The sequence below is a fragment of the Companilactobacillus miaonis genome (assembly GCF_036913615.1).
Lineage (GTDB): Bacteria > Bacillota > Bacilli > Lactobacillales > Lactobacillaceae > Companilactobacillus.
This window is the reverse complement of sequence record NZ_JAYKTX010000011.1, coordinates 84,976-106,136: the sequence shown is the minus strand read 5'-3', so window position 1 is coordinate 106,136 and position 21,161 is coordinate 84,976. Positions and strand designations below refer to the sequence as shown.

The window sequence follows — 21,161 nt, the reverse complement described above, 5'->3', positions numbered from 1 at the left end:
AAACAAAAGGTATGTCCCCCCGTGAATACAGGGAACATACCTTAGTAATTTAAAAAATATAATTTTGTCTAACTTTTCTGTTGCACTTCAAGGTTTCCCTTTTTGGAATCCTTATTTTTTTAAACTTCATATTCAATTTCATATGGCAACTGTTCACTATCATATGTTGAAATAGTATATTCAATTAAATCACCATTAATATTAAATCCTTTTCTAATACGTTGTAATGCTAGTGCATCATCTTTTTGAAGGATTTTTTTCTCTTCATTGTTTAAGTTGACTGCACAAAACGAATCTTTAAAACTATATGGTTCTTGACCATTATCCTTCATAAATTTATATAGTGACTGATATTCCAACTTAGCTGTATCTTCATCGATATTAATATCAGGTAAATAATGCTTCACAATGATAAACGGTTTATTATCAAACGAATACAGTCTTCTAATAAACGTTATATTTCTATTTTTAAAAACATTTTTAAGTGGTGTATCATTGGAATTCAAATTTTTAACTTCCAAAACTTTTTTTGTCAAATCTCCTTGTTCATTCACGATTGAAGAATATGATCTTGCTTTAGATAACTTATTAAATAGATTATTACTAATAACTCGAGTTCCAATTCCACTCTTTTTTCTTAAATAACCCTCAGCTACCAGTAACTCTACAGCCTTACGGACGGTAATTTTACTAACTTCGTAAGTTTGTTCTAATTCATTTTCAGTTGGAATTAATGATCCAAGTTCATAAGTACCTGATAAAATATTTTTCTTAATATCATCAGCAACTTTTTGATATAAAATTTGTGCTGCCATAATTATTGTCTCCATCTATTTGATATATTCATATAACATTATATTATTATTAATTTTATCAGAGCTACAAATTTATTAAAGTGTATCTGAACTAATATTGCAATAACGCTTATTCTACTAAAATATATCAATAGTGAAAAGGAAAACTAATTATATAAGTAGCGCTAATGGCTTTTTCGATTTTCTGATTGACCCGAATTTTCAAGATATCTGATTTTTCATCCAATAAAAATACCTCACCATTTATTTTGATGAGGTATTCATAATGCTTATTATGAATTTAGAGAATACAGCCAATTATTTATTGCTTATTAATAATATGAGTAAACTCATATTTGTTTTTATACAAAATCAACTTTAGTAGAACATTTTTATCTATCAAATACGCATTCTAGATTCCACGTACCTTTTCTTAATTATTTACTTTGTTGTTCCAATTTATAAGCTTTATTATCCATACGTTTGAACCATGGATACCATAGTAGCGGCGAAAGTACCAATTGAATAAGAAGTTGCATAACAATAATTGAGATACTTCCCTCCACAGCCGCATGGAATCCTAAAGGTAGCCCAAACACAGCCTGAGAGCCAATAAATCTAGAAACAATACCCATTTTAGTTAATACATAGGCGATAATTAAAGCAATTGAATTATTAGTAATAAAAGGAACTGCCAAATCAAAATTTAATACTAGAGGTGTACCAAAAATTACAGGTTCCGTAATACCGAATAAAGCTGGAACGATTGAAATACGTCCTAATTCTTTATATTGTTTACTCTTTGCGGTAAAGGTCATTAATAATACTAAGCCAAGTGCTAAGCCGCCCCAACAAACAATGTGGAAAAAGGCACCTCCAACAATATTGGGTAGTGGTTGACCCTTAGATGCAGCATTAAGATTTTGCATATCCATCGCCAACCATACGGGAGTTACAAGAGGATTGATTACATTTGTTCCATGAATACCAAAGAACCAAAGAATCTGCATTAACAAACTTACAAATACTGCAGACCAAATTGATCCACCAATATTATTCAATGGTGTTTGAATCAAAGAGAATATCATTTGATGAACGCTTCCCCAAGATGTCAATGCAAATAAGAAACTAATAACGCCAAACAGAGAACCAATTACAATTGCGGGAATCAAAGCACTAAAAGCCTGTGATACCATTGGTGGAACACTTGATGGCATTTTAATTGTCCAACCATGTTGTCTAATATAGGCATAAATTCTACCTACAATCAAACCAGTTATCATAGCAGAGAAAACGCCTTGTGCCGATAACCATGTGGTAGGAATAGCAGCAACACTACCACTCTTTTGTGTAATCTGACCTAAAGGAGTCAAAATCAAAAATGACATAATGGAAATAATACCAGCCATAGTACCATCATCATTTTTTAGAAAATAAGGTACTAAATATTTAGCCATTAAAAATGCAATATACAAGGCCATTGCACCAATTGTAAATGTATTAATTGCATTAAGGACATTAGTCAATGCTACAATCTTCAATTTAGAAGTTGCTAAATTTACAAGAATTGCAACGGAACCTAAAATAATAGGTCCTAAAGTGGCCATCATTGCAGCCATGATAGTTTGTAAATATTTATTTGCACTAATTTTTTCAAGTGTTGGCGTAATTTTTTCAAAGAATCCTTGAATTTTATCTTTCATTAATTTTCCCCCCAAATTACTGATTACTTAGTATTTATTAAAAACAAAAATTAATCGTATTATTGAATAGAATCATTTTAATCATGTATGAAAAAACATTTATTAAATAAAATTATTATTTAGAAAAGTTAAAATAATTAATTGCATTATTAACTGATATATCTTTTAAAATATTTCCTAAATAATCTTCATCATCTGGTAATTGACCTTCAATTACCCATTGTCCAATTAATTGGCAAAGAATCCTTCTAAAGTATTCATGTCTTGGATACGAGAGAAAACTTCTTGAATCTGTTAGCATTCCAACAAAGTTCCCCAATATTCCATTCTCTGCGAGTGTTATCAATTGCTTACGCATGCCGTAATACGTATCATTAAACCACCATGCAGCTCCTAGCTGTATTTTTCCTCTAACTTCAGACTGGAAACATCCAATTAAGGCAGCTAGAGAGAGCCAATAATTAGGATTTACTGAATATATAATAGTTTTAGGTAATTTTTCCTCATTATTGAGAGCATTAAGCAAATCTGAAATTGGATCAATAATATTTTCATCATTTATTGCATCACCACCAGAATCAGGTCCTAATTTAGTGAATAGACGTGTATTGTTATTTCGAGATGCTAACAGATGAATTTGACAAGTCCAATTAAACTCATGATAGATTCTCATCAAATCTACCAATAAACCGAGATGATATTTATCAATCATTTTTTGAGTAATTTCTTTATTATTTACTTTTAATGAGAAAATTTGATTCATTTCATCTCTAGATGGTATTTTTCCTTTAAGAGTTGAAAGACTGTGATCAGATAATCTACATCCCATTTTGTTAAAATACTTTACTCTTTCCTTTATGGCAGTAATCAAATCAGTATACGTTTCAATTTTATTTGAGACAGAATCACCGAGTTTTTCCATGTATTGATTAAATGAATCATTCTCAATTGAGATAATTCTATCTGGCCTAAAAGCTGGAAGGACATTAAACTTGATATTTAAATCTGCAATTTCTCTATGATAGTTCAAACTAGAAACCGGATCATCGGTTGTACAAATCGTTTTTACATTCATTTTTTCAATAATATCTCGTGGACATAAATCGGATTCTCTTAATTTTTTATTGGCTTTTTCCCATATCTGTGAAGCATTTTTACGGCAAAGACGTTCATCTATGTTGAATATTCTTTTTAATTCAAGATGAGTCCAGACATACAACGGATTCCCAATACTTGATTCAATCGTATCTGCCCAGGCGTAAAACTTATCATAGTCATCCGCTGATCCTGTAATAAGATTCTCATTAACACCATTTGCACGCATCAATCTCCATTTATAATGGTCTCCACCTAACCAAGCTTGAGTAATGTTTTTGAATGGTTTATTTTCAAAGATTTCTTTCGGTTCAAGATGACAATGATAATCAACTATTGGAAGTCCTTCAACATAATTGTGATAAAGTCTTTTAGAAACATCATTATCTAATAAAAAATCATCGTCTAAAAACATAATTCTCTCCTAACTATGTATGTTTATTACAAAGAATTACTAATTATTGGATTTTTCAATTGATTCCCATAATCCCAATAGATATGACGCCCCAAGCGCTCGGTCAAACAATCCGTATCCTGGTCTACCAGTTTCTCCCCAAATCATTCTTCCATGATCAGCACGAATATAACCATTAAAGCCATTGTCATACATAATTTTAAGTGCCCTGTACATATCTAAGGAACCATCCGATGAGAGATGAGATGATTCATAAAAATCCTTATCGTTTCCTAAATATTTAATATTTCGTACATGGGCAAATGGAATTCTATCTCTTTTACAAAATTCAGCTAATATTTTATATACATCGTTATTCGGATCTTCGGCAATAGACCCAGTACATAAAGCAATTCCGTTTGAAGGGCTATCAACAACATTGCAAATCCAATCTAAATCATCCCTATTTTTTACAATTCTAGGTAAATTAAAAATTGAATATGGTGGATCATCAGGATGAATTGCCATTTTAATTCCAACTTCTTCACAAACCGGAATAATCTCTTTTAAAAAATATGCTAAGTTTTCCCTTAATTTTTTATTATCAACATTTGCATATTCTTTAAATAGCTTTTTAACATGTGCCAATCTTTCTGGTTCCCATCCAGGAAGTGTATATCCATTACTTGAAGCTTCCACTTCCTTAATAATTTCTTCTGGCGATTTATCAACTCCTGCTTTTTCAAAGGCCATAGTAATTGATTTATCAGAAAGGACATAGTTGAGATCTGTTTTAATCCAGTCAAATATTGGCATGAAATTATAACAAATAACTTTAACACCGTATTGAGCAAGGTTTCTTATTGTTGTTTTATAATTTTCAATATATTTATCCCTTGTGGGAAGTCCAATTTTTATATCGTCATGAATATTTACGCTTTCAATCACTTTAAGCGTTAGACCAGCATCTTCTACCTCTTTTTTCAATTTAGCAATATCTTTTTTCTCCCACACTTCTCCTACCGGAACATCGAATAAGGTGCCTACGACACCTCTTACTCCAGGAATTTGTTTGATATCTTTTAAACTTATTTTGTCATTTTCTTTTCCGTACCATCTAAATGTCATTTCCATTGTTATCTATTTCCTTTTTCATTGAGAACCATATTTAATGTTTTACGTATTTCGCCTTTATTGGAATTCATTTTTTCAAAGTAAGCTATAATCTTTTTAGCAAGGCCTAGCTCCACTAAGTCACTTCCAAAAATCGAGTTATTTCTTAAAATCGAATTTAAAACAACTTGAATTTTATTATCATCGATGATTCCAAATTCAATTTTCTTCAATTCCTTACTCAAATCTTTAAGTAAAGGATCGGAACTAAGTTTCATTTCTTTTCCTTGATCGTCAATCGCCATTAAGTATCTAAACCAAGCAGCAATTACAAGCGGAATAAAATTCAGTTCATCTAGTTTTCCAATTTCTGAATATTTTTTAATAGTTTCACCAAAGCGAATTGATATTTTCTGAGAAGTATCTGTCACAATTCTTTGTGGCGTATCAGGAATGTATGGATTTGGCAACCTTTTATTGATTACCTCCGAAAGAAAATTCTCCGGATCAATTATTTCTGGACTAGTAACAACCGGAAGTCCTTCTTTAAAACCAATATTCTCTACCAGTCCTCGTAAATCATCATCCTTCATCTCTTCTGAAATTGAATCGTAATTTAATAGGCAGCCAAAGATAGCTAAGGCCGTATGTAAAGGATTTAAGCACGTTGTTACTTTCATGGCATCGGCTTTATCAACGGTTTGTCTGTCAGTCATTATTACCCCAGCTTTTTCCAAAACTGGTCGTCCATTCGGAAAATCATCTTCAATAACTAGATAATGTGTCTCTTCTGTATTTACAAAAGAAGCAATATTTGTTCCCTTTTTTGTATGAATTATTTTCGTATTCTTAATTCCTGAATCTTCTAGTATTTTTTGAACTTTTGTTGATGGATTAGGAGTAATTCTATCAATCATAGTCCAGGGGAAAGAAACTTTAGTTCTATCTTTAATAAAGTCTACGAATTTTATGCTAACAAGGTTTCTCTTGTTCCACTCACTAACGATGTGCAAAATACTCGTTCCCAATTTTTCTCCGTTATGGGAAAAATTATCAGTCGAAACCAGTGCTATTGGGTACCCACCAGCTTTAAAACGATCATAAAGTAATGATGCTAAAATTGACATTGTATGGTGAACATTGTCCGGACCAGCGTCCATATCCCTTTGAACGATTGGTAAAATTTTCCCATCGGCATCAGTAAGTGCATATCCTTTTTCAGTAATAGATATAGTAACCATCTGAAGACTTGGATTTTCAAAAATCTCTTTTACTTTTCTAAATTCATTCTTTTCTGATGGGTTTGCATAATAACTATCAGAGACTGAATTAATAAGTTTTTTTTCAACTTCACCATTACTTTTCATAACAACTTGCATAAATTCATTGTTCAAATTATGATAAGCTTTTTCTATGATTTCTTCGTCAAAAGTCTCACAAACGATAATTCCAGTATTTGAAAATTTATTTTCAATTAAATTCTGAGCAATTTCCGCATGGAATCCTCTAAATAAGTTCCCTCCACCAAAATGTACCCACTTCGGATTACGTCTGGAATTTTCTATAATACTTTTTTTATCGATCATATTTCCCTCGGATTCCCCTTTTCTTATCATTTAAATTAATTGACAATACACTACTTGCTTTAATCAAATATTTATCCTGATTTGTATAGATTTCAAAACAAATGATTTTCACTCTAATTTTTTGTTATTCAGACTAAATTTAATTCTTGTAATCGATTACAAGAATTATGCTATCATATCGATTGCCCATGTAATATAACTAAATACATCCATATAGCACAAAACCAACGATTTATATTTTCCTACCATTTTAAATTCATTTTCTTAAAGGATGGAAACTAAACCATACTGCTTTACACTTTAAAAAATATTATTGATTCTTTAGCAAAAAGAGAGAGCATCCCAAAGTTAAATTTTTGGGGTGCTCTTTTTAATTTTTATTATCCATTTTTTAGTTTATAAACGACTTTATTAATCTACTTATTATCTAGACAGTAATCTCTATATAAAAGTATAGGAAAACCGACAATTTCTAATCGCCATTTTCCTATGCTTTATAACTGCCATTTACATTTAATATCGTTAAATATTCTCCCACCGATCTTTTAGCAAAAATGCGGCTTCTTTAGGCTGTCTTTCTCTTGTGAAGATTCCTTTTTTATTACCATTAACTCTTCTGATACCTTGACTAGTTTGAAAGTCCGCAAAATTCCATACCAACTCACCTTGAATAAATGGGTATTTATCAAATACATCAAAATACATCTTTAAATATTCATTTTGATATTCTTGACTCCACATAATACTTGGCAATTTATGTTCACTAACAAGATTATCAGTCCCAAATTCAGTAAATACAAATGGTTTATTTAATTTCTCTTTTTTCCACTTATTCATCTCAGCTTCAAATTCTATCTGAGAATCATCTACGGCTTCCCCTCCATCAATATACCAGCCATAATATCTGTTCAAACAAATAAAATCACACAATGGATATACTTTACACGTATCTGGTTGACTATTTTTTTCTAGAGCACCAGTGCAAGGCCTTTTTTGAGGATCTGCTTTTCTAGCAACTGAAAAGATATCCTTAAAATAATCGTATGCTGGTTGACTAGTTGTTTCAGGTTCATTGAAAAGACTCCAAGAGAATACTGAAGGATGATTTTTATCTCTTTTTATCATTTCCTTTATTTGTTGTGAATGATTTTTCTTCAATTCAGGAATCGTTTTAGTTGAAAAGAAATTAGTGAATTTTCCTTTACCTGCATCAACAAAGTTTTGAAATGATCGCATCATTCCTACTGCAGGAACCTCATCAATGATTAAAAATCCTTCTTCATCAGCCAATTGATACCACTCTTCTGCATATGGATAATGACTTGTTCTGAAACAATTAGCATTTGTCCACTTCATACATTCAAAATCCCTTTTAACTATGCTCCAATTGAATGATTTTCCTAGAATATCAAAATCTTCATGCTTTCCAAATCCTTTTAAATAAACTGGCTTATCATTGATACATATCTTATCGTTTTTAATTTGAACTGTTCGCAGTCCAATTTTGCTCTCATACTGATCAATAATGATATTTTTTTCAGACAATATGATTTTAAATGTATATAAATAAGCATTTTTCACATTCCACAAATGCGGTGCCTTCACAAATAATTTACCACTAGCCCCCTTAGAAACAGCAACTATCGTTCCATCAGTTTCACAAAGTTCAACTTTAACATCGCCATCGTCAGCAACTATATTATAATTAATTTCTGCTACATTCTGGTTGAGTTTAATAGAAGTATCAAAATCTTTAATTGATTTATTTGGCAAAGACACTAACCATACATTTCTTTGAATTCCAGAATAATTAAAAAAGTCAAAATAAGGTCTTGCTATCTTACGCCCACTTTTTAAAACCTGTGTAGTCCCAACGGGCAAAGTATACTCACTTAACTCATTATTCATTTTGATAACTATTTTATTGATACCATTTACATTAATTGACTCACTAATATTTGCAACAACTGGTAAAAATCCTCCTTCGTGTTCGGTAATTTTTTTGCCATTACAATAAATAATTCCACGATGCGTTAAACTACCAAATCTTATAAAAGTTTTATTTTTCTCCCATCCTTTGGGCACATAGAAATCAATCTCATACCAAAAATCTCCAGTGTAATCGCGTTTTTCCTTTTGAGTAAATAAATCGGAAAAGCTTCCTGGAACGGGCATTTTAATTGCATCGTTGAGCCCTTTATTCCAATTTTCTTTAAGTCCAATACCATTAGGATCAAACTTAAAGTCCCACATACCATTTAAAGATTTACTTTCTCTGTATCTGTTATCACATGGATATAAAACTGATTCTGTCATATTACAATGCTCCAATTCGATTTATAATTACTTTTATATCGGCATTTCACTTGCTTTTTTACTTTCATAAAGACAGGCAATACAATGCTTTAAACTATTAATAATTGAGTACAAAGGTTATGCTATCATATCAATTGATGATGACATATGACTAAATATATTTAAATAGAATAAAATATATAATACTGAGAGGATGGTTCAATGAAATTAGAAGACGGATTAAAAATCATGGGAATCATATTAGATGTACCAATCAAATTATTGAATTCCTTTGAATCGCTTGAAAATGAATTACAATTAATATTTTCAAAAAATTTATTTGATGGTTTCAATTCCTTTGGAAAAAAAGAATATATTATGAATCAAGTTATGAAAGCAAATATTTCCTCCTCTATTCAGATTGAGAGCTATCTCAAATTAAAAATCTTAATCGTAAAATTGGAAGACAATATTTTTATTTTGTTAGGCCCCTATGTTGAAGACATTTTAAATAAATTTGAATGTTCCATGTTACTTAAAAATAATGAGTTAAATAGTAAAAAAAGAGATTCATTATTATTATGGAATAATAATTTCCCTGTACTTAATAAAAATTTTTTAAATGATAAGCTATCGCTCATCATAAAAAAAACTTCTACATTTGGTACTATCAAGGTAACAAATGATTTAATTCTGATCAATGATGACTACCAACCATCGGCGATTGATGAAGATGATGAATTCTATAAAAAATCTATAATTGGTCGATATGAACAAGAGAGGAAGTTTATGTCTGCAATTCGAAAAGGAAATAAAGAGATTGCTATTAAACAATGGCATATTTTGCATGACTCAGTTAGACCCATAAAAGAATCTGACGACGCTATCAAGATGGCTCAAGCCTCGGCAGCAGTTACTAGAACTATAATACGAATAGCTGCCGCTTCAGAGGGTATTTCTCCTGTATTAAACGATAAAATCACTCGTGAGAGTTCAAAAAAAATTAGAAACTCATCGTCCATAAATCAAATAAATAAAGAACATGTAAATTTGATTAATACATATTGTGAAATAATCAAAAGTAAACACGAAAATGACTTAAGTGTTTTAACTGTCAGCATATTATATTTTTTGAATAATAATTTTACACAAAAATTCGAAATAAAAACCATTGCACAAGAACTCAATATATCTGAAAATCATCTGATCCAACAATTTAAAAGAGAAATGAAAATGACCCCTAAACGCTATGTATTAAATAAAAGATTAAAACTATCAAAAAAACTATTACGGGAAACTCATAAAAAAATCGTTGATGTTGGTTATGTAGTAGGTTTTGAAGATTCAAGTTATTTTAGTAGAATTTTCAAAAAATATGAAGCTTGTACACCTACTCAATACCGTATTAAAAATCAATATCCTAATTATTGAAAAACTTTACTATAAATACAATTAATCATTTTAATAAAACACGTTGGTTTAACAAATTGATTCTTTATTGCCTATTTATTTCGACATATCTAATTTCTTTTAGATAAACTTCATCTAAATTATCATTGCTTTGTGCAAAATTGCCTAAGATAACTCCAGTAAAAGTACCTGAAATTTCTGACGATAATAAATTAGTATTTTGATAACCTAAATCAAATTTTTGAGCATCAATTATTGCTTCAAAATAATAGTTTTTCTCATCAGATTCTATTTTTAAATTAACATTTTTTATGGAATTCACCTTAAACGATTCTATGATTTGACTGATTGAACCGACACGAACCTTCAGATTAATTGTCGATTTCTTCATATCTACATATAAATCGTAATGATAATCTTTTGACATAAAAGCTGTTATTCCAAATTTTATAAAATTATTACTTCCAACTTCAAAATCACTTTCATATGATACTTTAAGTTCAGATTGTCTTATTCCCAGAAAAGTAACATCTTGAGTAGTATCTAATGTCCCCTTTGAGGCTTTTAATTTTAATCCCATTTTTTTGTTTAGAATATAATTTTCTGATTTTCTATCTCGCAAATAAATAAACCTAACTGGTATTTTACTTACCTTAGAGAAATCAATTAAAATATTATTGCTTTCTCGTTTTTGCGGGTTTAATAAAGGTCCTTCCATCTCCTTATAAACATGTCCATTCCCATTAACCGTCGGCCAATTATTATCCCATTCAACAGGTGCTAGTAGAGTTTCTCTTCCAATAAAATGGTAATAAGCATGATGCCCTATCCGTCTTATTCCCAATGCAACTAACCAATAATTCCCATAATTATCTTTAAAGAAATCAGCATGTCCTACACACTGAATCTTGATTCCTGTACTTCTATTACTTAAAATCGGATTTTGTTTATCCCCTTCATATGGACCATCAATATTTTCACTTCTAAAAATAGTAACCATATGTCCATATTCTGTACCCCCCTCTGCTAGAAGAAGATAATACGTCCCGTTCTTCTTATAAACATGTGGAGCTTCCGGTGATTTTCCACCAGTTCCTGTAGATATTAATTTTCTATTACTCAAAAGCTTTCCCGTTGTAATATTTATTTTTGCTTGATAAATTCCTTCCTTCTCATTTTTTCCAGAAGTCCCTTGTACATACACAGATCCATCATCGTCAAAAAATAACGATGGATCTATTCCTACCCAATTTTCTACCTCTATAGGATTAGACCAGCCAAGATTAGGATTCAATGTTGATACAATAAAGTTTCTCATAATTGATACATTTGTATAAATCACATACAATCTCTTTCCATCTGTTCTAATCGTTGGAGCATACACACCACCTGATACACCACTACTTTTTAAATCAATTTGTTCTCGTTTATTAAGAACATACCCTAACTGTTTCCAATTAATAACATCCTCACTAACAAAGATTGGAATACTTGGAAAATATCCAAACGATGAATTTACCAAATAAAATTTATTTTTGAATTTACAAACACTAGGATCAGGATAAAATCCCTTAATAATAGGATTCTCATATTTCATAATTTTCTTACCTCTATTTTCGTCTATTTTTAACTGATATTTTGTAATAAAAAAGACTCCTTATTCAGGAATCTTTCTCATTATTTCAAATTAAACGTTGCAAAGTCTTCCACATCACTGTTTGGACCAATGAATATATTAAATTCACCCGGTTCAACAGTTAGTTTATTATCCAATCCATAAAAGCTAAGCATCTTTTTGTTAATTTCAAAATTAACAGTTTTAGTTTCATTTGGATTCAAAGTAACTCGCTCAAATCCTTTCAAGCTCTTTACAGGTTGAACGACCGATGCAAATTTATCTTGTATGTACATTTGAACGACTTCCGTAGTATTTCTATCGCTCATATTTGTTACATCAATACTTGCAATTAAGTTATCTGTCATTTCCAATTCTTTAGAAGATAATCGTAAATTACTATATTTTACTTTACTATATGAAAGCCCATATCCAAATGAATATAAAGGATCATTTGGAATATCAATATACTTAGACATAAATCTACTGCTATGTGTTGACGTCTTCACAGATCTACCTGTACTAAATTGACTGTAATAGATTGGTAATTGTCCAACAGCGTATGGAAAACTCATTGATAATCTACCAGATGGATTTGATTTTCCAAAAATAATATCTGCCAAAGCATTCCCACCCTCAGTTCCAGGGAACCAAGCTTCAATAATGGCGGATACTTTTGGCTCTACGTCAGTCAGTATCAAGGGACGACCACTAATACAAATTAAAATTATTGGCTTATTCAACTTACTTAATTTATCTAATAGTTCCAATTGATTATCTGGAAGAGTCAAATTACCTCTACTACCTGCTTCACCACTCTCAATAGTATGTTCTCCTGCAGCAAATACAATGATATCTGCTTTCCTAGCTGTTTCAATAGCATCCTCATTATTCTTTTCCTCAATTTCTTTTGAAGATACTACATGATCAATTTGCTCGCTATTTAACCCCATACTTCTAAAAATAGATTTATTTCTCAAAATATCAGTACCCTTAGATGTAAATAAATTATCAGAGTTCAGATATTTTTTAAAACCATCTTCAATAGTAACGGTTGCTTTTCTATCACCATGTACAGCCCATAGTCCCAAAAGTTCATGTTCGTTTTCATAAGGTCCAATAAGAGCCACTTTCTTGTTCTTATCAAGCGGTAACATATTGTTTTCATTTTTAAGAAGAACCATTGCTTCTGTTGAAACTTTTTTAGCTAATTCTCTCTTCTCAGGAGTCATAATCAATTTTTTCTCTAATTCTTCAGATGAACCACGATATGGATCTTCAAACAATCCTAAGTCATTTTTTAATTTAAGTACTCTCCAAACAGCATTATCAATCTTACTTTCATCGAGTTTTCCTTCAGTAACTAGTGGCTTTAATTCATTTGCATAACATGGAGATTTCATATCAATATCAACAGTTGCTTCCAAAGCCAATTTAGAAGCTTCCTGGTTATCCTTTGCAAATCCGTGTGCAACTAATTCTGCAATGGCCGCATAGTCACTAATAATCACTCCATCAAAATTCCATTCTTTACGTAAAATATCTTTTAAAAGCCATTTATTACCAGTTACAGGAACACCGTTTAAAGTGTTAAAAGAGGACATCACCATTTTGGCACCAGCATCAACAGCTGCTTTATAAGAAGGCAAGTAATACTGTCTTAGTCTATTTTCTGACATATCTGTTGCATTATACTCTCGACCGGATTCAACTGCGCCGTATGCAGCAAAGTGTTTAACACAAGAGACTAATCCATACTTTGGTAAATCTTCCTGTAATCCTTTTACCATTGAGGCAGCAAATCTTGAATTAAGATATGGATCTTCACCCGTTGATTCCAAAGATCTGCCCCACCTTGCATCTCGGGCCAAATCAACCATAGGCGCAAATGTCACTTGATTCCCACTAGCATAGGCTTCCTCAGCAGTATTCCTATAAGCTTTTTGTATCAAATCTGGATTCCATGTTGCACCAAGTCCCAATGGAATCGGATAAATTGTTCGAAACCCATAGACAATATCCGACATAAATATCAATGGAATAGGGTGTTTCTTACCTTTTAAATATGCATCCTGAATCCTGTGTGTTTCCTTTGCTCCAACAACATTCAACACAGATCCACACAATTCAACTGCATCCTTCGTAATTCCAAGCTTTTTTTGTGGACCAACTGAAATATCCTTAGCACTAAAAAATTCACCAGACAATTGAATCAACTGACCAATTTTCTCTTCTATACTTAAACTATTCAATAATTCTCGTAACTTACTTTCTTCCATTCTTGAAACTCCTCAATTATTTACTTTGTTGCTCTAATTTATAAGCTTTATTATCCATATGCTTAAACCATGGGAACCATAGTAATGGTGAAAGAATCAACTGTATAAATAATTGTAAGATAATAATAGATACATGTCCTTCAACAGCCGCGTGGAACCCTATTGGTAGTCCAAATACTGCTTGAGCTCCGATAAATCTGGAAACGATACCCATCTTAGTTAACACATAAGCTACAATTAATGCGATCGAATTGTTGGTAATAAAAGGAACTGCCAAATCAAAGTTTAATACTAGGGGTGTACCAAAAATTACAGGTTCCGTAATACCGAATAAAGCTGGAACGATTGAAATACGTCCTAATTCTTTATATTGTTTACTCTTTGCAGCAAACATCATTAAAAGTACTAAACCAAGTGATAGACCACTCCAAGTAATAATATTAAAGAAAGCTAGTCCAACGATATTTGGTGGTGTTTGACCTTTAGCAACAGCGTTCAAATTTTGAACATCCATCGCTAACCATACAGGCGTCACAAGGGGATTAATTACATTTGTTCCATGAATACCAAAGAACCAAAGAATCTGCATTAACAAACTTACAAATACTGCAGCCCAGATGGAGCCACCAATATGATTCAATGGTGTTTGAATCAATGAGAAGACCATTTGGTGAACACTTCCCCAAGAAGTTAATCCAAACAAGAAACTAATAACACCGAATAGTGAACCAATTACAATTGCTGGAATCAAGGCACTAAAAGCCTGTGATACCATTGGTGGAACACTTGATGGCATTTTAATTGTCCAGCCATGCTGTTTGATATAGGCATAAATTCTACCTACAATCAAACCAGTTATCATGGCAGAAAAAACACCCTGCGCCGATAGCCAAGTAGTAGGAATAGCAGCAACACTACCACCTTTTTGTGTAATCTGACCTAAAGGAGTCAAAATTAAAAATGACATTATAGAAATAATACCAGCCATAGTACCATCATCATTCTTTAAGAAGTAAGGTACTAAATATTTAGCCATTAAAAATGCAATATACAAGGCCATTGCACCAATTGTAAATGTATTAATTGCATTAAGAACATTAGTCAATGCTGCAATCTTCAATTTAGCAGTCGCTAAATTGATAAGAATTGCGATGGATCCTAAAATAATAGGTCCTAAAGTGGCCATCATTGCGGCCATAATAGTTTGTAAATACTTATTAGCACTAATTTTTTCAAGTGTTGGCGTAATTTTTTCAAAAAACGCTTGAATTTTATTTTTCATTAATACTATCCCCCAAAAATAATATTTTATTACTAATTGCAGAAAGCTTACTATCTAATTTAACAACTGTCCCCCTTTATGTTATGTAAAAAAATGCTCTTGCTTATAGAAAGTATACCTAATTTTCAACATATCTTTTTAAAAGCTTTTTATTATTAAATATTTTCTCTAAGCACTGATATATATGTAATAATTTCTTAATTACAAGCATATTGTAAAACGATTTCATTAATGCAACAATGAAATTAGCAAACATAAATTATGTAATTTTTTGACATTAAGGAGGAATCTGCTATGACCTTAGAACATGAATTTATAAAAAAAGAAGGTCCTTTACCTTTCCATACATTTACTTTTCGTGCAAAAGATACTAAAAGGATTATTCCTCAACATTGGCATCAGAGCACTGAATTGCTTTATTGTATAGAAGGAAACTTAAGTGTATTGATTAATCAGAAATCATATCTACTGAAATCAGGAGACATAATCGTAATTAATCCTAATACTGTTCATTCCACACACAGTCCAACACATAATCACGTACTGTGTCTTCAACTCCAATACTCATTTTTAAGTGACTTAACCAATCATCAATTTAACCATGAATTTTTATTTTCCCTTAATACTGCCATTAGACCTTGCAATTCTGTCCTTTATATCCGTGAACAACTATTAAAATTAGTTCATTATGTAGAAAATCCAAAAGAAGATAGTGTCAATGGCTTAGCGGATTCCATAGAAGAAGAATCTATTGTATTTAAAATTATCAGTAACCTTATTCGATATAATTCATGTAAAATAAAAAATCAAAACAATAACAGTGTTTTACCTCCTCTAAAACTTATGAATGATTTAACCAACTACATTAACGCTCATTTTAAAGACAGAATCACTTTACATGGATTGGCAAAACATTTTGGTTATTCAGATAGTTATCTATCTCGTATATTTGCTTCTAATTTTGGAATGAATTTTCATGATTTTTTAAATTCTGTCAGAATGAATGAAGCAGTAAGCAAATTAAACAATCCTAATTACACTATCGATCGTATTGCTACTGAGTGTGGTTTTTCTACTTATCGAAATTTTTATAATACTTTTATTGGCATTTATCAAATCACTCCAACAAAATATCGAGATAGTTACTTATAATTTTTATTAAATTTCTCTTAATTGATTCTTTCAGAAAAAAATTTATTATTTAACGATATAAAAGCCAAAATAGATGCATTCTCAATTTCAGTAACTCAAAACTAAAAAGTATCTAAAAATGGATGACCCCCAAAGGGAATCATCCATTTTTATTATTCATTTAATTTCAAAACCAAACAACCATACTTCTCCAAATGAATCTCCGTCCCAACAGTAGATCCATCCTCAACATTAATACTTTCACATCTCGTATGAACGACCTGTTGATCCTCCGAGAAATTCATTAGGAAATAATACTTAACACCATTTTTGATTCTAACTTGGCAAGAAACTTCATATTTTGGATCTAGTACAAAATCATTTGCTAGATGTAGTTTCTCAATAATTGGACGATAAAATTCTTTCAAAAAGTCTCGTCCTAATCTAGTTGCTAAATAATAAGTAGTTCCTTGACCAAATTCATTTTTAACTACTGCAGGAGTACCTTGATAAAAATCATCCTGATACTTTGCTAAAACCTTGGCAGTAGTAGTTTCAATCACTTGATTGTAATCTTTTGTTACATAACTTTTATCTCCAAATTCAACATGATTATGTTGTTTGGGATAGAGGGTATCAATTTCTTTAGTTTTAATTCCAAATAGTTCACGTAATTTAGTTGGTAAGCCATTCAAGATAACTCGATCGTATTCATCAGCCATACCTGTAAAGTAACTGCCCACTAATGTACCACCGGCTTTAACGAATTTTTGTAGCTTCATAACGGTGTCATCGCGATACATATACATGATTGGAGCAATTATTAAATCATATTTAGTAAAATCATCCTCACCATTGACAATTTCACAGGCAATATCTTGTCCCCAGAAAACAGAATAGTGTTTTTGTAAAGTCTGGATTCCTAAACGAGTTGGCCGACCGAAGGCACCTCCACGATTGAAAGCCCAATTGCTCTCCCAATCATAATAAATTCCAACTTTTGGCTTTTTAATTGCACCTCTAATCTCTGCAATGCTCTCAAGTTTAGAACCATACTGAGCGACCTCTTGGTAAACTCGATTCTCACTAGAACCATCATGTCCAATCACGCCACCATGAAACTTCTCCGAATTGCCTTGTGCTTGGCGAATTTGAAAATAGAGCGTACTGTCCGAGCCATGAGCAATCTGCTGAAAACTACTCAAAATATTCATACCAGGCCGTTTTGCCTTGTTATATTGTTGTGAATTAATACAACTTGGTGTCGATTCCATAATCAAGAATGGTTTATGTTTCAAAGAATAGAAACAATCATGTGTATAGGCGGATTTCATGGCCGTTTCAGCCAGCGTTTCGTAATCGTTATGCCAAGCTGGATAACTGTCCCAGCTGACAACATCGACATGTTTAGCAAACTGACTATAGTTAAGGCCAGTGATTGGATAGTAATCACCCTTGTCTAATCCTTCTGCCATGAAGTTAGTCGTGATGGGAATATCCGGTGTAATCTCTCGAAGTGGTTTACATTCAGATTCGTAAAAATCAATCGTCATAGCGGTAACAAAACGCTTCCAGTCCAAATCCATTCCATGTACTTTCGTTTCCCCTAAGGGATTGGGTGGTAACACTTGACTCCAATCACTATACATTCCACTCCAAACCCTTAGATACCAAGCTTTATTCAAATTATCCAAAGTTTGATACTTATTTTGAAGCCATTTACGCCAGTTTTCTTGGCACAAGTCACAGAAACATTGCCCGCCGAATTCATTTGAAACGTGCCACATCAAAAGGGCTGGATGCTTACCGTAACGCTTGGCTAGCATAGTATTGATTTTTTGTGTTTCACGACGATAAATTGGTGATGAATAACAGTGATTTTGTCTGAATCCATGCGTATGACGACGACCGTATTCATCCACTTGATTAACTTCTGGATATTTTTGACTCATCCATTGGGGACGACCGCCACTTGGGGTTGCCAAGATAACGTGACCACCCATTTGATAAATGTCATCAAAAATTTTGTCCAACCATTCGAAATGATATTCGCCCTCATGCGGCTCAATTGAAGCCCAGGAGAAAGTTCCCAGCGTTACGGTATTGATCTTAGCTCTTTTCATCAATTCCAAATCTTGTTTGAGAATCTCTGGCTGATCCAGCCACTGTTCCGGATTGTAGTCGCCACCGTATAAAAATTTATCCATGACTTCCTCCTAACTCTTCAAATAAAACATGAATGATTGATAATCTCCGCTGACTTGAGCGGTCTCCAGATTGGCACCGTTAAATTCGAATGGCTCTAATAAACCAATATTCTTCAATACTCGTCCACTAATGTGTTCATTTCCAACTAAGTAATGTTTGTTATCACTCAAAAACGGAACTTTCAAATGTCTGATTACGGAAGAATTTGGACGTGCTAATTTACGGTAAAGGCCAATAAAGGTTTCACTTTGATCATCATTAACTACACCAAAACTAACTTCATTAGCATCTGGATCAACAGTTAAGAGTTGTTGGAAATGCCCATGCAACAACAATTGACGATTCTGTTTATAAAACTCAACATTTTCCTTGATAGCTTTTTTCTCATCATTGTCTAATTTGGTCAAATCTAACTCGTAACCTAGTGGTCCAAAATCACTGACCGTTTGACGAATTGCCAAGGGTGTGATGCGTTTTACTTGGTCATTTGGAACAGCAGAAACGTGATTACTAAACGTTGACAATGGATAAGCTAACGCAGTTCCAGTCAAAATATCGAGCTTCTCAATAGCGTCACTATCATCACTTGGCCAAATTTGAGGACTGTAAAAGAGAATCCCCAAATCAAATCTACCACCGCCACCAGAGCAGCCTTCAATTAAAATATTAGGAAAATCTGATAGAATCTTTTGATAGAGTGCATACACACCCAAGATGTATCGGTGGAAGAATTCACCTTGAGGGCGACCTAGTTTCTTCAAATATGGTGAATATGCCTCAGTAATATTACGATTCATATCCCACTTGATGTAATCCAATTTAGTAGCCGCAATAGTGGGTTTCATTTGCTTATAAACTGCATCAACTACCTCTGGATTAGCAAAATCTAAGACATACTGACCGCGGCCGATTCCCACACGTTTGTATGGATGACGGACGACCCAATCTGGATGTTCTTTGTACATTTTTGTGTCCGGTGAAACCATTTCAGGTTCAAACCAAAGGCCAAATTCTAAGCCCATCTTGTGAATCTTTTCAGCAAAAGGCTGCATTCCATCAGGGAATTTCGACTTATCTACCGACCAATTTCCTAGTGAAGAACGATCATCATCACGGTGACCGAACCAACCATCATCAAGCACGAAGCATTCCATTCCTAAATCCTTACCAGCTTTAGCCAAAGACAGTAATTTATCTTCATTAAAATCAAAGTAAGTAGCTTCCCAGTTATTGAAAACGATTGGACGTTTGGCATCTTTCCATTTGTGGTCAATCACATGATTTTCAGCGAAACCATGCGTTTCAGTCATCAAACCATTGAAGCCTTCCCCACTATAAAACAGCACTGCTTCAGGAGTTTGGAAAGATTGTTCCGGATCAAGTTGCCATTCAAAGTACTTGGGATTGATGCCAATTGATAATCTGGCCTTATCCCACTCGTTAACTTCAACTTGACTGAGAAAATTGCCCGAATAGATTAAATTGGCAGCATAGATATCACCCGAATTTGTGTCTGCGTGATTGCTAACTAAGGCGACAAACGGATTCTGTTGATGACTAGAGGCTCCTTTGAGTGATTCAACTGATGTAACGCCTTGTTCAATATGTCGACGTTTAATATGACGCTCTTTCAGCCAAGCTCCTGACAAACTCAGAAAATCATAATCAGCTGTTGGCAGCGTTATAACGCCACTCATCATATTCTTGATTGAAATTTTTTCAGAACCTAAGTTGATTAATTTTTGACTTCGAACAATGGCCCCATTGTCCGCAAAAATCGTAAAGTATTCTAATAGTCTTAATTGATGTTCAGTATCTTCTAACGTAATTACTAAGGTTTCAGAATCATTTCTTGCATAACTAGTAGGAAAACTTAAATCACGTTGCTTGGTATTTTCGATGGTATAACTTTGATAATGAAAGTCCAAATACCAAGGTTCATCTGCTTTAGAGACATCGATAGCGCCAATTCGATAATCAGACGATCCATAGACTGGATATTCTGACTCGTGATCAGCCAAAGTGAAATTCTTGATTTCTGGTGAATATTTAACCGTTCCGGCCGATTTACTATTATGTTGTAATAAGTATTTCAAATCATCTTCTTCTATGTCACCTAGGTTTTTTCCATAGTAGAGATGTCCTAATTGCTTATTTTCCATAATGTAAAATAGATAACTAACTTTGTCATTGTGCAAATGAAATATATTATTTGTTACATCAATCATGCGAAATACGTTCCCTTCTACTCTCATG

13 protein-coding genes are annotated in these 21,161 nt (G+C 32.5%); 2 read left to right on the top strand and 11 right to left on the bottom strand.

The features are described 5' to 3' along the window. Window positions 1-119: 119 nt before the first annotated feature. From U8521_RS10245 to uidA, 6 genes are all read right to left on the bottom strand, one after another. Entirely contained in the window at window positions 120-815 is a 696-nt protein-coding gene (locus U8521_RS10245) for a GntR family transcriptional regulator (protein WP_334352666.1), read from the bottom strand. Between the two features lie 416 nt (window positions 816-1,231). Further along, complete coding sequence (locus U8521_RS10240; RefSeq protein ID WP_334352665.1) at window positions 1,232-2,497, bottom strand: PTS sugar transporter subunit IIC; 1,266 nt, start codon at window positions 2,495-2,497, stop codon at window positions 1,232-1,234. 115 nt (window positions 2,498-2,612) lie between these two features. Beyond that, window positions 2,613-4,007 (bottom strand): glucuronate isomerase, encoded by a 1,395-nt coding sequence (gene uxaC, locus U8521_RS10235; protein WP_334352664.1) that lies wholly within the window; start codon window positions 4,005-4,007, stop codon window positions 2,613-2,615. A gap of 39 nt (window positions 4,008-4,046) precedes the next feature. After that, complete coding sequence (uxuA, locus tag U8521_RS10230; protein ID WP_334352663.1) at window positions 4,047-5,120, bottom strand: mannonate dehydratase; 1,074 nt, start codon at window positions 5,118-5,120, stop codon at window positions 4,047-4,049. A 2-nt stretch (window positions 5,121-5,122) separates the two neighbouring features. Further along, window positions 5,123-6,685: a mannitol dehydrogenase family protein gene (locus U8521_RS10225; RefSeq protein ID WP_334352662.1), complete on the bottom strand. Its 1,563-nt coding sequence runs from the start codon at window positions 6,683-6,685 to the stop codon at window positions 5,123-5,125. Between the two features lie 522 nt (window positions 6,686-7,207). Further along, window positions 7,208-9,001, bottom strand: coding sequence for a beta-glucuronidase (uidA, locus tag U8521_RS10220; RefSeq protein WP_334352661.1), 1,794 nt, complete (start codon window positions 8,999-9,001; stop codon window positions 7,208-7,210). 201 nt (window positions 9,002-9,202) lie between these two features. Here uidA and U8521_RS10215 point away from each other — a divergent pair, with 201 nt between their 5' ends. Next, the gene (locus tag U8521_RS10215; protein WP_334352660.1) at window positions 9,203-10,411 is read left to right on the top strand and encodes a helix-turn-helix transcriptional regulator; all 1,209 of its coding nucleotides are present in this window, start codon (window positions 9,203-9,205) and stop codon (window positions 10,409-10,411) included. A 64-nt stretch (window positions 10,412-10,475) separates the two neighbouring features. Here the strand turns inward: U8521_RS10215 and U8521_RS10210 are convergent, their stop codons facing one another. The 3 genes from U8521_RS10210 to U8521_RS10200 all read right to left on the bottom strand — a co-directional run bounded on the left by U8521_RS10210 (window position 10,476) and on the right by U8521_RS10200 (window position 15,566). Continuing rightward, a complete protein-coding gene (locus U8521_RS10210) occupies window positions 10,476-11,987 on the bottom strand; it encodes a glycoside hydrolase family 43 protein (protein ID WP_334352659.1) in 1,512 nt (503 codons plus the stop codon). An 80-nt stretch (window positions 11,988-12,067) separates the two neighbouring features. Beyond that, window positions 12,068-14,284 carry a beta-glucosidase BglX gene (gene bglX / locus U8521_RS10205; protein WP_334352658.1) on the bottom strand — a complete coding sequence of 739 codons (2,217 nt, stop codon included), beginning with the start codon at window positions 14,282-14,284 and terminating at the stop codon, window positions 12,068-12,070. Window positions 14,285-14,300: 16 nt separating this feature from the next. Beyond that, window positions 14,301-15,566 carry a PTS sugar transporter subunit IIC gene (locus tag U8521_RS10200; RefSeq protein ID WP_334352657.1) on the bottom strand — a complete coding sequence of 422 codons (1,266 nt, stop codon included), beginning with the start codon at window positions 15,564-15,566 and terminating at the stop codon, window positions 14,301-14,303. Window positions 15,567-15,860: 294 nt separating this feature from the next. Between U8521_RS10200 and U8521_RS10195 the strand changes: the two genes are divergently transcribed. Further along, the gene (locus U8521_RS10195) at window positions 15,861-16,718 is read left to right on the top strand and encodes an AraC family transcriptional regulator (protein WP_334352656.1); all 858 of its coding nucleotides are present in this window, start codon (window positions 15,861-15,863) and stop codon (window positions 16,716-16,718) included. Window positions 16,719-16,870: 152 nt separating this feature from the next. Here U8521_RS10195 and U8521_RS10190 read toward each other — a convergent pair whose 3' ends face one another. Together U8521_RS10190 and U8521_RS10185 are read right to left on the bottom strand one after the other, a co-directional pair. Continuing rightward, window positions 16,871-18,904: a beta-galactosidase gene (locus U8521_RS10190; protein ID WP_334352655.1), complete on the bottom strand. Its 2,034-nt coding sequence runs from the start codon at window positions 18,902-18,904 to the stop codon at window positions 16,871-16,873. A gap of 9 nt (window positions 18,905-18,913) precedes the next feature. Next, window positions 18,914-21,133 carry an alpha-galactosidase gene (locus U8521_RS10185; protein ID WP_334352654.1) on the bottom strand — a complete coding sequence of 740 codons (2,220 nt, stop codon included), beginning with the start codon at window positions 21,131-21,133 and terminating at the stop codon, window positions 18,914-18,916. Between the last annotated feature and the right edge of the window lie 28 nt (window positions 21,134-21,161).